The following is a 15,478-nucleotide window of genomic DNA, read 5'->3' as shown; positions in this document are numbered from 1 at the left end:
GCTACTCCTCCATTGCTTGCGTAAAAAAGGCATTTTCATATTTACAACTGGCTTCAAATCGTTGTAAAGCATGAAACTGCTGGTAGTCAGACTTGGTTTGTCCTTCATTCACAAATAGTTCAATCATTCGTTTTGTAAAATAATCAGCTTTTGGTAAATAAAAATCAATCCAAGCAGCAAAAGGATTACGGTGCACAACAGCTTGTTGCTGCTGCAGTTCGACCGCAAGCTGCGTGTAGATAAGTGGACATGCCAACAACGCCGCTAATCCCTGCCAAGCGTTTGCTGTAATCGCCGTTTGAATATGCTGCAAGTAGGCCCTAGTTGTCGGTAATTCAATTACCGTCCCTTTCATCAATTGGGCATTATCAGTCTGAAGAAATGCTAATAATACTTGGTGAGCCCGATTTTCAGTGTCAATCGCATGGATAGTTGTCGCTAACAGGTCTGGAGCAAGGATTCCTAAAACTTGTTGGTAATTTGTTAAGTACTTTTGCAGATAGAGATTATCTTGTTGGACATATGTTGCTACTGCTGTGCTGGGCAATGATCCAGCCGCAATGCCTTGCACAAATGGATTCCTACTGATATCTACTAACTGTTTTGCTACAATTTGTTGCAATTGTCTTTGTAATGAAGTGATTGGTTTTGACATGTTAATTCCTCCCTTAATTTTGTTCAAATAAAAAAGCCTTCAGCACGAGCTGAAGGCTAATAAAGATGACAAAAGCTAGTCAGAATTATTGGCTAATTAAAGAAAGTTTCCTGCGATAGTGCGAACTATATCAGGTTCAATGGGTATAATCTCAGCTCGTGGCACCCCAACTTTTATTTGAATACCATCAGTCTAACCGATTTTTACCCCCAAGACAACCTTAGATTTCACCGACGATATTATTGTAATATTCTACTTTAATATCATCAGGTTCAATTATTAATTTAGTGATGCTACCGTTCTTGGCCGCATCCCCTTGATCAAGTTCTGGAGCATACCGATCAACAATCGAACGAATCGTCATCCCATGTGAAACAATCAGAATTTGTTGCCCCGCTTTTGTATTCGAACGGATCCGGTCAAAGCCGCGATCCAATCGCTGCCAAAACCGCGCATTATCCTCGGCGTTATTATACAAATCAGCTTTAGCGATTAGATCCCGAGCTCGCTCCAAACCAAAGTGGTTTAACACGCCTGATTCATTGGTAATTTGGACTTGTTCACCCACAAATTGCCACATTTGTTCTAAGTTCTCTCCCTCAAAGTACCCATGAAACTGCTCTCGTAATTCAGGGAATTGATAGGTGATCACGTTGATTCCGTTTGGATTTTTAGTTAGAATTTCTTGTCCTGTAGCGATCGCGCGCCCAGAGTCACTGGTAAAAGCTGCATCAAAATTAATCGTTGCTAGTCGGTCCCCAGCCGTACGTGCATCTTGAATCCCCTTTTCGGTGAGCGGTGAATCAATCCACCCCTGAACCTTATTGTAGAGATTAAGATACGTTTGTCCGTGCCGTACTAGATATGCTGTAACTGCCATTTCTAATCCACTCCTCTCTTATTTTGATCTTTAAACCACCACCAAAAGCCAGCAGTGGCTACAAGGCCGAGCGCACTGATCAACATTCCTAGTCGTAATCCTGGAGTTTGATACTTAAAATGAAGTACATGGTTTCCAGGAGTCAAGTGAACACTCATCAAGCCACCAACTGTTTTCTTTATTTTAACAGGTTTTCCCCCGTCCGTAAGCTGCCACCCACGATCATATGGCAAACTAATCAGCACTACTGGTCGCTTAGTCGTAGTTTTAATCGTCCCCTTAAAATCATGACCTTTTAATTTCAAACGCTCCGGATGTGAGATTTTAAGCCGATAAGGATTTGTTGCAGTCACATATCGATCAAAGCCTGCATCATCAAAACCAACTAAATTATTCTGAAGGTTCGCAAGTTTCGTACTTGAATTAAATTGAATTGTATAAGTCTGCCCTTTGGCAAACTTACCAACCGGAATGATTTCAGCTCCTAGTTGATGTTCCGACGTTTTTAATCTGCGTCCATTTACTTTGACAGCTAAAGGCTGATTAGGACTACTGGTTGGAATAGCTAAGTACTGTTTCCCAGTTATTCTAGGGGTTGTTTTAACTGTATAGCGATAAATTCCAGCTTGTTTTTGAACTTGTGCCAACTCAATTTGATTGGCTAAGAAATAGTTGTTGGTTCGCCCCTGTTCTTTTTGCACCAGCTGGTTTAAATTAGTAAAAACCTGATTTGAAACGGGATGATAGGTATTGATTTGCTCAGAAACGGCATAACCTAATCCACGATTACGCGCATCATGGTGGACCCGATAGCTCCCATCCTGTTCAATCACCAAACGCTGATCCAGTCGCAGCAATTGCTCAGTTACGGGCGTAACACCGTTCACACTGATTCTTCGCTCATTGCGACTATACAAGCCTAGCTGTGCCAAAGCATCATGAGTGTTCTTATTCATTGATGAGGTATAGCTATTTACTCCAAAAAAATTAAACAAGAGCGCATCGTTATATTGATTATAGTTAATATTGAAACTGGCTTTATATAAACGATTATCTAAATTTGTCCGCCCAAAATCTTTCTGATGACCCGTGTGGCGGTCAATAATTTTTTTAGATTGCTGAAAAGCAGTTGCAAATCGGTGCTGCTCGCCATACTCATCTGTTCCTCCCAGCGCCATCGAAAAATTGGTTCCCAGCTCCAGGCTGACCCCGAAAAGCAACGCCAATTTCACCAAAAACGAAGCGCGGTGCGATGCCTGATACCACAACAACATCCCAATAAAAATTATCAGTAGCAAGGCTACTAATAAATGCCAGTGGTTGGCACCAACATAGGTGAACTTCCAATTCGTTACTCGTACGATAATTTTCTCTAAATAGGCCGTTAAATAACCAGCTAACAACAAAGAAATCGTCAGCGTAATTGCCTTTATCAACGAGCTACGGTCATAAAAAGCCCCTGCTTGCCAAGCATCATATCCTAACAAAATTACGACAAAACTCAACATGTAAACTTCGCGAAAAGGAAACCCGGCTGGCATCTGAAACATATGCCACATCGTATCAAAAGTGGAAATCAACATCCCAAAGAAAATCGCACCAACTAACCAAAACGAGGCTCGTTTTCTCTGGCGAGTAATTAGTGGCGACAACCAGTACAGCCACAAGCCCAGTGTAAATAAGCTGCCAACAAAGAGCGCTGGCTCATGATTTAGCCGACTGGCAAAATTGGTAGCGCCCACGCCTAACGCTGTAAATACCGACGGTAGAAACCGAGGAATTGGCAAAAAACTCACTGGGTTCAAACTACTTTTACAAGTTGCCAGCATTCCAATTACCGTTGGAACCAACAAAAAGGCTGCCAAACTAGCTGCCAACAACGAAGCTCCCAGATACTTACATACCAAACGGCGGTGCTGTTTAAAAAACTGAAAAAAACCAGTTTCTGGGCGTTGGTTTAGCAAAATTAAATAGACAAAGTAAATCACAGAATAAAGGCACAACATATATCCCATGTAATAGTTGACCACGATCGTTAGCGCTAAAATCAGTAGATAACTGCCCCATTTTCCCCGATAAAAGAGCCGGTCAAGCGACCACGTTAGCAGGGGAAGGAGGATTAGTGCATCCAGCCACATGAAATCATAAAAATACATTGAAACAAAGCCACACAGTCCATATGATAAACCAGCTAAAAGTTGCATTAGGTTCGCTTGTTTCGAACGAACTTGCAAAAAGAGCTGCATCGATAAACTAATTAGACCAATTTTAATGATAATAATTGCTTCCATTAACAGTGGAACTGCCGTTTCTGGAACAAAGCGAACTAACCAGTTTAAAGGGCTCATCAAATAGTACGTATAAACCGGAAGCGTATTATCTCCCAGGGATAATAACAATGAATAAGCACTGTAAGTATGCTGTACGAGCTGGGTTCGCATAAAGTTAAAAAATGGCAAATATTGAGTGGCTAAATCACTGACCAAAATATTTTTCGAACCAAGCGGAGCAATTCCGTGTAGACCGAAGGCAATAATTGTAATTACCATTGGTAATAGGAAAGCCGCCAACGGATATAGGAACAAGCCCCATTTTCTTTTCATAGGTAGTTTCTCTTTTCTGTCATGTTTCAAAAACTCATAATATTTTTATTCTACTATACAAACCCTTAAATTTCATTGTTATGACTTAAGTTTAATCACTGACTATGTTAAGATAAACTTAATTATGAGGAGGGATTCTATGTTTAGTTCAGAAAGAAGATTTGATCCATTTAGTTTAGTGCTCGGAATTTTATTCGCCGTGATGTCACTGGTGATGTTACGTAACCCCATTGGTTCCCTACGTGCTTTGATCATTTTAATTGCCATTTTGTTAATTGTCGAAGGGGTTTTCAAATTAGCTGATATTTCGGTATTGCAACGAGATCTCGGTCTCAGCCGTGGCTGGACGATTTTTAGTAGTGTTATTGATATCATCCTTGGAATTTTAATTTTCATGCAGCCTAGTTTTGGTGCTGTTTATATCTGGATTTTAATTTCACTATCATTTATCTTTGATTCGTTTTTCGCCTTATGGGCAAGTCGTTTCATTGGTAAGGAACACCGCGGACTGTTTTGGTTTAATGTCGTTCTTGGTGTCATTGGTGTAATTCTAGGCTTTTCATTATTATTTGCTCCTGAAATGGCCATTAGCGTCGCACTTTTCCTAGTATCTTTCTACTTTATGTTCTTTGGGATCTTACTAATTGTTCGTTCGTTTTAAATAGTTAAAGCTAAAAAGCCGAGCACTTTAAAGTGCTCGGCTTTTTAGTTACCATTTTTTTCGATTCGCTGACGATAACGAGCCTCAAAAAACAAGGCTAAGCTTGCAAAAATCACTGGACCCAAAACCATCAATCCGCTGGTTAACCAGTCCCCCTTAAGAACAGGTGCTACCACTGTAAAGCTAATGGCTAATCCAACTGTTGCTAAGACTATCATCGTTGCTACGTAGGCCATCCAATCTTTCTTGAAAAATACAAAAGCAGTTGGAACTGGTTTACGCTTGCGAAACCGCCAAAAAGCAAACGCAATAAACAGATAGGGTAACGACATCGCCACATTTGTCATTGAAATTACCATTTGGAAAAAAATTTTGGCATTTTTACCGCCAAAAGCTACCAGTAAAATAAAAACTATCACAATCATGGCTTGCACCCTCATCGCATTAACCGGCAACCCATTTCGTTGTTTCCGTAGAAAGGTAGGCCAAATTTGTTTGGGGGTACCCTCAACTAATTGTTTGATTGGAGAGAAGATGACCGTCGTAAATGCACCGATTAACGCCAAAAACATCGAAAAACCAATATAGCGCGCTGACCACAACCCCATCTGAATGGCTACGGAATGAGAAAAGTGCAGTGCTAATCCAAGTTGGTAGCCAAAATTATTCATCGCAATAAAGGCTTCGTTCCCCAGATTAACTTTCGAACCATCGGCAGGATTAAACACCTGATTCCAATTTGTAAACATCCCAGTTACAAAAATCCCCAATGAATACACAATTGTAATTAACAAAGCACTAATTGCAACTCCGCGTGGAAAAGTCCGTTTAGGATTTTTAGTTTGATCCACTAAACCACTGATAATTTCAATTCCACCAAAAGCAAAGATGGCATAGACAGAAAAACTTAGCACGGAAATCCCGGTTACATACTGCGGATTAGGTGATTTAATCAAACTCAAGAAGCTAAGTGGTTCTAGTGGGTGTCCGTTTAATAGCAAGATCACCGCCCCACCACCAATTAAGATTGCGCTAGCTAGTAACATTGCTAAACCACCAATTGACGTAATTAGTTTGAAGCGTCCCAATCCCCGACTCGCAATTATGGTAATTACTATTACTAAACTGGCTGCTAAAATACCAAGCGTCTGCACGTCATTCAATCCCAGTAAATGCCATGTCTGTGTTTTATCGACTCCGAATATTGCCGTCGAAATCGGAATCCAAATAATTGAACTGGTATTTAACATCCATGTGATAAATGATGTATACCAAATTACAATTCCAACAAAGGCATAGCGGGGATTAACCGCCTCCGCCATCCACGTATAAATGCCACCTTGGGCATTGGGGTAAGCCGAGCCTAACTCCGCAACCATAAAGGCAAATGGCAGAAAAAAGCAGAGTGCCGCAACGATGTAAAAACCGATCGAGGCATAGCCCATCAAATAAAAGGCCCGCGGAATGTTGATAAAGTTGAAGATCGAGGTAAAGACCATCAAAACTAGCGACATGAGGGTTAACTGTCTGGTTTTCATATATTCAATTTTCTCCTAAAAGTTAAGTTAGCCGCATCTTACTTACCGGCTAGTTACTGGTTACAGTAATTCTTTAAACTCAGCTTTTGGTTTTTGTTCAATCTGCAGTAGGTAATCCTGCATTGCCTGATTCGTCCGAAAGTTCAGTTGTTTGGTTCCTCGACCGGTTACCCGGTGAAGAGGCAATACTAGCCAAACTGGCGAAGCTTGAAGAGCCTGTAAAACTACCTGCTGTGAAACCTTAGCTTCCGCAGCAAGAACTGCAACCGACTGAGTTTTTCCGTAGGGAATTGCCGCAATCCGTTGCCAGACCTCTTCTTCTTGGGGAGTTCCATTAACAAAGCTATCCCGATCTACCACAAATTCACCGGTTTTACCCTTTAAGTAACGTTTAAAGGATTTACGATAAGCATCCGTCACTTCGTGATCGTGAACATACTCAAAGGATTGAGCGTAAAAATTCAAAACTTGCGACAGCCCACATTCAGGAGAACTAACGAAGTTCAGTCCCTGTTCATTCACAGTATAGAAAACTTTGTGGCTATCAATATTTATTGCATCCCAGTATAGTCGTTGCATGGAACCCCTCCTTTCGTTAAGTGTTGCTTAATATTTTAGCACATCCTAAATGAAAAAAACAAAATAATTCTAAACCAGCCGGTTTTTCCGAATTTTACGCAACAATTCCAATCCCAGCGTTAAAATCCATGCAAGCAGTGAAACGAACAAAGCTCCTGTAAAATACCAGGGAGCCTGATAACTTACCACCATTCGATTTTTCCCCGTGGCGGCCCGAACTTGAATGGCTCCAATGTCCGATCGTCGATATTGATCAGGGGATAGATGCTCGTCTGTGTTGGTTTCGTGCAGTTCTTTGCCATTTAATCGCACCTGGGTGTCTCGATAAGCTACCATTGGAATCTGAACGACCCGAGCAGCTTGATTATTCTTCCAAGTTAGTTGCATGCTTCCATTTGCCAAAACTTGTTTGTGATAATTACGATTATTATCTGTAATTTGCTTTCGATATTGATCTTGTAACCCCGAAACCGTGGCCTGCTTAGTTGTATTGGGTAAATAGTCCGTAGTTGCTCGAATCACGTCATTTAATGGTGTTACCAAATTTGCAGCATGAAAATCTTGTTTAAGTCGCTGATTACTAATCCCACTCTGGTAAAAACCATTGGGAAATAGATGAGCCCCATAAACCCCAACTTGTGGAGCATGAGCTGTCATTTGCCAGTTGTTATCAAGTTGAATCTTTATGTTCTTGACTCCTAACATCAGTGCCATCACCGCTAACAAGCCAACCAGCGCGTAACTAGAATTTTTCAACAGTGACTGTGACCAATTTGCAATAAATTGATTTAGCGACAGTAAAAAGCCCGTCAACAATAACAAACCCGCAAAAGCCAAAAAGCGGGAGGGAAACTGCAAGAAATCCTGAAAATCAGGAAGAATTTTTCCGATCTGATTCCAAGGAAACAAAGTTGATGAGATTAAATAAAATAAAAATCCTACCGTAGTTAGCATCAAATTTAACCGGCTGAGCTTAAAATTAAAAATGATAAACAGACCCTGCAAGCTAATGATCACCATCAAAACAATTCCCAGTCCGCTTTGAGTTAAGTTAGTGGTGCTGAATTGAACCGCCCCATCGGCTAAATTGGTTACCCGAAAGGGAGGAATCAAACGATTATTAATAAATACGTTATAGAAAGCTGCAAAGTAATTGGCACTTAGTAAACAAGCTAAAATTACATTAGCAGCAACCTTTTTGAAATATGCCCATTTGGTTAATGACCGAATCCAGCCGACGATGAAAAAGGGTAGGAACATTAGAACCGTAATGACCGCACTTAAAACATGCGTTTCTAACAGTAGTCCCACCACAATTGCCAGGGTAAAGTGTACCTTGGCTGCTGAACCAGCCAACAAATCAATTGCTACCATTAATGCAAAGGGTAGCAACATCGCCCCCCAATCTAAAAAGGCGGAGCTCGTAATCCAGTATGTAATAAAATTCTGTGACAAATAAATAATCGCCCCAGCCACAGCTAACCCTTGATTAATTCGAAGTTTCCGAAATAAACCGTAAGCCCCTAAACCAGCAATTGTGAGGATCCCAAAGGCCGTTGTAATTTCAAACCAAAACCAACTTTTCGTTAAAAATAACAAAAATCCTAACAGGTAAGCCATATAAGGACCATACAAGGCATTAACAATCTGACCTGACTGTCGGTAGCCAAAGTTTGACATAAAGTAATTAAAATGGTGCGTTTGAAACTGCATTGCTGTGTCATAAATTCGATTAAAATGAAAGAACGTATCATAACCAATGATGACGTCGCCTGTTGCTAATTGAAGTGACAGCATAATCAAAACTGCTGCCATAATGATCAAAATCGCTAGTCCCGTCTGCCAATTTTTTCGCTCTACTTTCACATTCTTTTCCCCTTTAATGTAAATAAACAACGTTTGCCATTGTACAACAAAAAAACGCCTAGCTCCATCAATTAGATAGGCTAAGCGTTGATAGCATACTTTTTAGCTGCTACTGGTCACCGTGAATGGCGACTTGTTTGCTGTCTTTTAATGACAAAATACAAGACAACAATTCCATAAGGAACATAGGTTAACACCACCAATGCTGCCAAAATCATGACGAGTGGTGATGCGCGCCGTTGAAAATAATAAGCAGCAAAGAGAGCTAGACATAGTGGCGTAATCAAAAAATTAGCCAGCCGCCGTAATTTAAGTAGTTTTTGTTCAATTGCTTTTTGCTTCATTACCAACCATCCTCTGACTACTTAAATAATTTAAACCGTGCGTCATCAGCAATCATTGGTTTTATTTTTCCCGGCTGCTCTATGGAGCCGAAAACCATTTCGCCTCGTAACTGCCAGTGCTCCGGAATAGCAAACCGCTGTTTAACTGTCGCCGTAATCAGCGGATCATAGTGTTGCAAATTAACTCCCAATCCATTTGCTTCTAGCCCCGTCCAAACAGCGAACTGAGCATTTCCCTGTGCCTCTTCTGACCAATTGTATTCTTGATATTGATAGGTCGCTAATTTAGGTGTCTTAACGAGCTTTTGCACAACATCAAGATCGGTAAAGAACAAAATCGTTCCAAACGCTTTTTGAAAGGTACTGATTTTTGCTTTAGTTCGTAAAAATGAATCGGCCGGAATCTTCGCTGCTAATGCAGTAGCAACAATTTCCCATAAATCTTGGTGGGATTGATTAAATAAAACCGCGACCCGCACGGGCTGGCTATTAAAAGCCGAGGGAACTGCCCGAATCACGTCCTTAATGTAATCATAAATCTCTGCCTCAGAAAAATTAATCTGCTTTCCCAAAGCATAAACCGTCCGTCGTTGTTTGATTAGTTGTAAAAAAGACGTTTCCAAAATTTCAACTCCTATTTAAGTTGATTAATCGTTTTGCCAGTGGTCAATGCCTCATGAAAGTTTGCAAAACTAGTTTTAATCATATCTTTCATCGCTGGCTCGGTGTTAAAACCAACGTGGGGTGTCACAATTACATTCGGATAATTTTTCATAAGCTCTAGCAGATTTTTATCTGCAACTTGTTCCAATCGATCGAAGTGCTTACCAGAAACTCCGGTTTCAGCCGGAAGCACATCCGTTCCAAAACCAGCGATCGCCTGATCTGCTAAGGCTCCGTTAACCGCAACTGTATCCACTAATTCACCGCGAGCCGTATTAACTAAAACTGCGTTGGACTTCATTCTTCCTAATTCAGTCGCACCAATCATTAAATCATTGACGCCCGGTTCGTATGGTACGTGCAAAGAAACAATGTCTGACTGCATTAAGAGTTCTTCCAGAGTTACAAACGTCACGTTAGAATTTTCATTTTTATGCCGTTGATAACCCAAAACTCGTGCACCCAAATCATGATAGAGCTTCGCTTCTGCTGATCCAATGTGACCAACTCCAATAATTCCAACTGTTAGTTGATCAATTTCTTTAGAAAAATATTCTGGCGTGATTCGAAAATCCCCACTTTGAGTCATACTACTAGCAGCAAAGATATGTCTGGTCAAATCCAACCCTAACGTCATTGCTAATTCAGCAACTGCAAAGGGGGAGTACGAGGGAACATATGCAACCATAATTCCACGTGCGTTCGCAGCATCCACATCGATGTTATTGTATCCGGCAAACCGCGTAAAAAAATACTTAACGCCCATGTTTTTTAAAACTGCTAATAAATCAGCATCTGCCTGCGTGGTTCCATCGATTAGAACTCCTACTGAGTCCTGTGCAAAGCCTGCCGTTTCCTTGGTAAGTGGTTCGTTAATTAGCTGCAATTCAAAATCATAATGATTCAGTTCAGTATAATAATGTTCTTCAGATTCTTGCACATTATAAACAGTTATTTTAGCCACAATTAATCCCTCTTATTATCAACTAAATAAACCGGTTGTCCGGTTTTTAAGGTCTGTTCAAAGTTAGTAAAGCTAATTGAAATCATATCAGCAACCGCCTTTTCCGTATAAAATCCCATATGTGGCGTCACAATTACATTGGGATAATTAGCCATCAAAGCTTGGTCAATTTGATTAGGAACGGCAGCTAACGAGGTGAACTTATGATCCATAATCTCATTATCATCTAATAAAACATCGGTTGCATAACCACCAATGCGATGTTCCTGAATAGCTGTTGCCACTGCTTGATTATCAACTACCGGACCTCTAGCAGTATTAACCAAAATGGCATCGTCCTTCATCAAATCTAACTGCGGTCGACCAATCATGTTTTCGGTTTTCCCCGGAATAAAAGGAACGTGCAAAGAAACAATATCAGCCGTTTTTAACAACGTGTCTAAATCCGTGAATTCAACTGCTTGATTAGCTGGATCAGGGTGCCGCTGATATGCCAAGACCCGGGTTCCCATTGTTCGATAAAGCTTTGCTTCGGCGGTCCCCAGCTGCCCAGCGCCAACAATTCCAACCGTGGCATCATGAATTTCATTAGCAAAATAACTTTGCCGCCGGCGAAAATCACCTTGCTGTGTATTAACGACCGCTTGTGCAACCCGACGAAACATCGTCATCCCTAAAATAAAGGCTAACTCAGCAACGGCTCGTGGTGAATAACAAGGGACGTTGGCAACCTGCATGTTGTATTTAGCAGTTGCTGCTAAATCAATGTTATCAACTCCAACAACTCTGGTAAACACATACTTAATCCCATAATCATGCAACTGCGCAATGATTTTTTCATCGGCGTCATCCCCTGCTGTAAGTAGGACCGCATCGGAATCAGCCGCTTTGCTAATCGTGGCTGGGGTAAGCCGATCTCCAACCAGATTAATGTCATAATTATTTTGATTGAGCTTAGCAAATAAAGGTCGCTCGACTTCACGAACGTGATAAACTGTAATTTTAAACATGCTTACTCTCCCTAATTGTGATAACTATTACTTTAATTATAGGTTAGTTAGCGGGAGAATGGCAAGGATTTGCCGAAACTCATCACTAAATCAATTGTTCACAATTTCGCTACAACCTTAGCTAGTTCAGCGATCCTTGTGATAATCCCAACGGTGCTCTTTTTTGGTTCCCGGCAAATTCAGTCTCTAAATATATAACGAAACCCTCGCCAATTATTACAATTAGAATAATTGGCGAGGGTTTCGTTTAGAAAAAACCATGCTTACCCACGCAGCGAGTCTGCAGTTAAGCTACAAAGTACGACTGATTAAAACCTAGCAGTCCCGTTTTATGGCAAGATCGTTTTTACATAGGGAATTTTTTTCAGTAAATAAACCGCCAATCCACAAAGTACATATGTAAAAATTGGCATTACCAACAAATCTAACCAGCTAGTATATGCTGTCCCCGTTAAAACAAAAAACAATTTCAAGAAAAATGGATGTAAAATATAGACTCCCAAGCTTAAAGACGATAGCGCCGCGAGGACTTTTTGAACTTGTCTTCGTTGAAAGAACCCTAATTTAGTCCCTAGCTTTTGTAAAAACACCGCTGCGCCGATGGTATAAACAAACAGTAAAGGACCACCGTATGAACCTAAATTTGCCAAGAGTGGATCGAGATTAAATTTAACAGCGAGTCCTGCTAATAACAACATGATCCCAATGGAAACTCCTCCAAATACTGCCAAATATTTTAATGTCACCGGTTTAAAATAGCCTACGCGAAGCAGATAACCCATCATGAAAAAACTAACGTAATTTGTAGCATTTAGGGGAAAAAGATATTGATTAAGCGTCAGATGCCAGCTGTTATTATTAAGATAAATAATTAAAAAACTTACCACAAAATCCAGACAAACCCAATAAAACATTAAATTAAGATGATCTTTAACCAATACCGACAGGATTGGAGTGATAAGATACAAAGTAATCATGCAGTAAAAAAACCAGAATGCTCCATTAATATCTCCTGATAAGAATGTTGTCAAAAAATTTAATAAACTTGGTTTTGCTACTGTAAAATTCACATTCGGCAAGGGATTCCTGAGAAAGCCCCCGACCAAGTAATAGATGACGCTCCAAAAAACGAAGGGAAGCACTACCCGGTGAATCCTTTTGTTTAGAAAAGTTTTAGTAGAATATTTTTCTCGGTAGTCTAACAGCGTTGCTCCAGAATTCATGATAAACAAGAAAACCGCTGGAGCAAAAATGTTACGCAATAGCGCACTACTAAGCTCAAGCGAAGCGCTTCCCTTATTCCATGAGGAATGAATCACTAGAACCCCAAAAATGGCAAGCACATTTATTAAGTCGACGTATACTAATCTTTTTGGTTTCTCCATCAATCCATTCTCTCTCCTAGTATCAGTAGGCGGCATTCGGTTTAATCATTACCTTAACGGTACCTAATAAAATCTTTAAATCAAACAGCAAACTACTTTTTTGAATGTACTCCAAGTCTAAGCGCACCGCACCGGCGAAATCTGTATCATTACGCGCTGTGACCTGCCATAAACCCGTACAACCTGGGACTACATAGAGACGTTGGGCATCATATTTACTATATTTTGCGACTTCACTGGGAAGCGGTGGTCTGGGTCCAACTAACGACATGCTTCCACCAATCACATTTAGTAACTGCGGTAGTTCATCTAAACTATACTTGCGGATAAATTTACCTACCCGAGTAATCCGCGGATCATCTTTCATTTTAAACATAGCTCCATGGATTTCATTTTTCTGCTGTAGTTTTGCTAAATAGGCATCTGCATTAGGAATCATTGACCTAAATTTATACATATGAAAAGCTTTTCCGTTTTTTCCAATTCGTTTTTGAATATAGAATACGCGACCGTGCGAGCCGTCAAATTTAACCATTATAATCAAAATTAACAATAACGGGCTCAATCCCAGCAATCCTAAAATACTAAGAACAATATCGGCAATTCGTTTAATGCCAAAGTATACTGGACGATGCTGGACTGCTTTTCGATCTAGCCAAATTTCATTTTTGGAATTACCATTTGCCAATATTTTCACCATACTTTTCGTCAAATTGCTTTGCCCGGTCTTCACCGTCGCTATAAGTTTAAACATTCTAATTATAGCAAAAACAAGCCAATTTTAAAAACCACCCTCCTTTAATTGGCAACAAAAATCCAATTATAAGCAAAAAGCTGTTCTCCATGTCATGAAGAACAGCTTTTGGTCTAGATTTAACTAACATTTTCATTGATTTTGTTGTGAAATTTCCGCGTATAAATCACAATTAAAGTTAGCCCGGCTACGATAATTCCCATCATGATTAATTTAAAATCATACCCTGGAATTTTATCTAAGTTAACTCCCGAAAGAATACTGATATTTGCCTGGTAGCTATTAGGAAGTGGCAAAATATAATAGAAAAATTGGTATGGCGCAGGTAAAAGCTGTACTGGCATAATGGCACCAGAAACCAAGGTTTGAACGAGTGCCAGCGGTAGATTAATTAAAATACCAATCCGACCCAATAAGAAAGTAAAGAGACTAACAAACTGAACCGATATAAATGTCATTAGTACATTTTGAAGATACATTTGGAAAAAGACCGCTGTACTAGCATGAACCAACTGTTTAAAAATCAACAATCCAATAATTGGTCCCACTACTGAAATAATTACAAAGGCTCCTTCATACATCAAAAAGGCTTGTAGCCGACTACTTCCCTTCAATAGAGCATTCTCAAACTGAGAAAACATTAAGATCGCCGCAGACATCACACTAATAAAGCAACCTAGAGAAATTAACATAACGCCAATAATAATTGCTAAATTAGCACTACCCTTTTTACTAATATGATCAGTTTTCGGCTGCACTGGATTCGACTGCACATATTTTTCCGCCTGTTTTTCAATCCCCTGCGTGACCTGTTGTGTGATCTGCTGTTGCGTGGCTACTCGAGCTTGTTGATTAGCCACCACAGATGGATTTTGCGCAGCGACCTGTTGCATTTTTTCCTGAATTAATTGTTTCCCCTGCGTTTGGAGCAACATCTTCGTAATCACTTGGATGTTCCCAGCGCGAGCTAATTCGGTATTTAATGAATTTACCACGGCGGACTGAACTTCGCTCGCAATCCGTAGGCTGGTTTCGTCATCATATGGGTTGGTAATAAACTTCAGCGGAATTCGCTCACCTTGCATAATCTTTTTAGTGGTGTTCGCTGGGATTTTAATTACCATTAAATTTTTTTTATTGCGTAAATCTTTCGTTGCCTGATCTACATCACCATATTTTTTTACAGTCGGGCTCTGGTGTTGTTTTTCAATCCCCGTTTTGATGCCCTGCGCAATCTTTTTTCCCTGTGAACTATGATCCTGGTTAACCAAAGCCACCTTAGTTCGATCAACGTGATCAGTAACATGCTGATAGCCTGGAATATACACGATTGACATAATGATCTGATAAATAATCACAAAGATAATCGATGCAATCGTTAATTTGCTGGTTAAAAACTCCTTAAAATTCATAATTTCCCTCACCTACTATTTTGAATTGTCGAAAATTACAACTAGAAAGAGATTCTACTAGTTTAAGCTTAATCATTCAAGGAATTAACTGCTTAAAAATACCGGCGCTTATTAATCCAAATCAAGCCCCTTAAGCGTAAAATAAAGTTGTCTAATTAAATACC

General features: G+C 40.1%; 14 protein-coding genes and 1 riboswitch. Of the genes, 1 reads left to right on the top strand and 13 read right to left on the bottom strand.

Features of this window, described 5'->3' with window-relative positions; translation table 11 throughout:
- Position 1 precedes the first annotated feature (1 nt).
- The 3 genes from FC87_RS01415 to FC87_RS01405 all read right to left on the bottom strand — a co-directional run bounded on the left by FC87_RS01415 (position 2) and on the right by FC87_RS01405 (position 4,138).
- On the bottom strand, positions 2–655 hold the full coding sequence (locus FC87_RS01415) for a TenA family protein (RefSeq protein WP_035421593.1): 654 nt from the start codon (positions 653–655) through the stop codon (positions 2–4).
- Positions 656–745: 90 nt separating this feature from the next.
- A riboswitch (TPP riboswitch) is annotated at positions 746–834 on the bottom strand.
- A gap of 41 nt (positions 835–875) precedes the next feature.
- Complete coding sequence (locus FC87_RS01410) at positions 876–1,535, bottom strand: histidine phosphatase family protein (protein ID WP_009166594.1); 660 nt, start codon at positions 1,533–1,535, stop codon at positions 876–878.
- Positions 1,536–1,537: 2 nt separating this feature from the next.
- Entirely contained in the window at positions 1,538–4,138 is a 2,601-nt protein-coding gene (locus tag FC87_RS01405; RefSeq protein WP_056961388.1) for a YfhO family protein, read from the bottom strand.
- A 139-nt stretch (positions 4,139–4,277) separates the two neighbouring features.
- Here FC87_RS01405 and FC87_RS01400 point away from each other — a divergent pair, with 139 nt between their 5' ends.
- A complete protein-coding gene (locus FC87_RS01400; RefSeq protein ID WP_009166592.1) occupies positions 4,278–4,799 on the top strand; it encodes an HdeD family acid-resistance protein in 522 nt (173 codons plus the stop codon).
- 44 nt (positions 4,800–4,843) lie between these two features.
- Here FC87_RS01400 and yjeM read toward each other — a convergent pair whose 3' ends face one another.
- The 10 genes from yjeM to FC87_RS01350 all read right to left on the bottom strand — a co-directional run bounded on the left by yjeM (position 4,844) and on the right by FC87_RS01350 (position 15,314).
- A complete protein-coding gene (gene yjeM, locus FC87_RS01395) occupies positions 4,844–6,337 on the bottom strand; it encodes a glutamate/gamma-aminobutyrate family transporter YjeM (RefSeq protein ID WP_056961385.1) in 1,494 nt (497 codons plus the stop codon).
- A gap of 60 nt (positions 6,338–6,397) precedes the next feature.
- Complete coding sequence (locus FC87_RS01390) at positions 6,398–6,916, bottom strand: MGMT family protein (RefSeq protein ID WP_009166991.1); 519 nt, start codon at positions 6,914–6,916, stop codon at positions 6,398–6,400.
- Positions 6,917–6,985: 69 nt separating this feature from the next.
- A complete protein-coding gene (locus tag FC87_RS01385; RefSeq protein WP_056961383.1) occupies positions 6,986–8,782 on the bottom strand; it encodes a glycosyltransferase family protein in 1,797 nt (598 codons plus the stop codon).
- 116 nt (positions 8,783–8,898) lie between these two features.
- A complete protein-coding gene (locus FC87_RS01380; RefSeq protein ID WP_009166989.1) occupies positions 8,899–9,126 on the bottom strand; it encodes a hypothetical protein in 228 nt (75 codons plus the stop codon).
- 17 nt (positions 9,127–9,143) lie between these two features.
- The gene (locus FC87_RS01375; protein ID WP_009166988.1) at positions 9,144–9,749 is read right to left on the bottom strand and encodes a nitroreductase family protein; all 606 of its coding nucleotides are present in this window, start codon (positions 9,747–9,749) and stop codon (positions 9,144–9,146) included.
- Positions 9,750–9,760: 11 nt separating this feature from the next.
- Positions 9,761–10,753: an NAD(P)-dependent oxidoreductase gene (locus FC87_RS01370; RefSeq protein WP_035421257.1), complete on the bottom strand. Its 993-nt coding sequence runs from the start codon at positions 10,751–10,753 to the stop codon at positions 9,761–9,763.
- Positions 10,754–10,755: 2 nt separating this feature from the next.
- Positions 10,756–11,763: an NAD(P)-dependent oxidoreductase gene (locus FC87_RS01365; protein ID WP_035421255.1), complete on the bottom strand. Its 1,008-nt coding sequence runs from the start codon at positions 11,761–11,763 to the stop codon at positions 10,756–10,758.
- 329 nt (positions 11,764–12,092) lie between these two features.
- The gene (locus FC87_RS01360) at positions 12,093–13,148 is read right to left on the bottom strand and encodes an acyltransferase (protein ID WP_035421253.1); all 1,056 of its coding nucleotides are present in this window, start codon (positions 13,146–13,148) and stop codon (positions 12,093–12,095) included.
- 22 nt (positions 13,149–13,170) lie between these two features.
- Entirely contained in the window at positions 13,171–13,848 is a 678-nt protein-coding gene (locus tag FC87_RS01355; RefSeq protein WP_035421272.1) for a sugar transferase, read from the bottom strand.
- 173 nt (positions 13,849–14,021) lie between these two features.
- Positions 14,022–15,314, bottom strand: a complete 1,293-nt coding sequence (locus FC87_RS01350) for an ABC transporter permease (RefSeq protein WP_056961381.1) — start codon at positions 15,312–15,314, stop codon at positions 14,022–14,024.
- Positions 15,315–15,478: the final 164 nt, after the last annotated feature.

The sequence above is a fragment of the Fructilactobacillus florum DSM 22689 = JCM 16035 genome (assembly GCF_001436645.1).
Taxonomy (GTDB): Bacteria; Bacillota; Bacilli; order Lactobacillales; family Lactobacillaceae; genus Fructilactobacillus; species Fructilactobacillus florum.
This window is presented reverse-complemented; position numbering and strand designations above follow the sequence as displayed.

Excerpts from the sequence above, each read along its gene's own strand:
- yjeM (WP_056961385.1), bottom strand. The coding sequence starts at position 6,337 with ATGAAAACCAGACAGTTAACCCTCATGTCGCTAGTTTTGATGGTCTTT.
- FC87_RS01350 (WP_056961381.1), bottom strand. The coding sequence starts at position 15,314 with ATGAATTTTAAGGAGTTTTTAACCAGCAAATTAACGATTGCATCGATT.
- FC87_RS01380 (WP_009166989.1), bottom strand. The coding sequence starts at position 9,126 with ATGAAGCAAAAAGCAATTGAACAAAAACTACTTAAATTACGGCGGCTG.
- FC87_RS01365 (WP_035421255.1), bottom strand. The coding sequence starts at position 11,763 with ATGTTTAAAATTACAGTTTATCACGTTCGTGAAGTCGAGCGACCTTTA.
- FC87_RS01360 (WP_035421253.1), bottom strand. The coding sequence starts at position 13,148 with ATGGAGAAACCAAAAAGATTAGTATACGTCGACTTAATAAATGTGCTT.
- FC87_RS01415 (WP_035421593.1), bottom strand. The coding sequence starts at position 655 with ATGTCAAAACCAATCACTTCATTACAAAGACAATTGCAACAAATTGTA.
- FC87_RS01405 (WP_056961388.1), bottom strand. The coding sequence starts at position 4,138 with ATGAAAAGAAAATGGGGCTTGTTCCTATATCCGTTGGCGGCTTTCCTA.
- FC87_RS01410 (WP_009166594.1), bottom strand. The coding sequence starts at position 1,535 with ATGGCAGTTACAGCATATCTAGTACGGCACGGACAAACGTATCTTAAT.
- FC87_RS01390 (WP_009166991.1), bottom strand. The coding sequence starts at position 6,916 with ATGCAACGACTATACTGGGATGCAATAAATATTGATAGCCACAAAGTT.
- FC87_RS01355 (WP_035421272.1), bottom strand. The coding sequence starts at position 13,848 with ATGGTGAAAATATTGGCAAATGGTAATTCCAAAAATGAAATTTGGCTA.
- FC87_RS01400 (WP_009166592.1), top strand. The coding sequence starts at position 4,278 with ATGTTTAGTTCAGAAAGAAGATTTGATCCATTTAGTTTAGTGCTCGGA.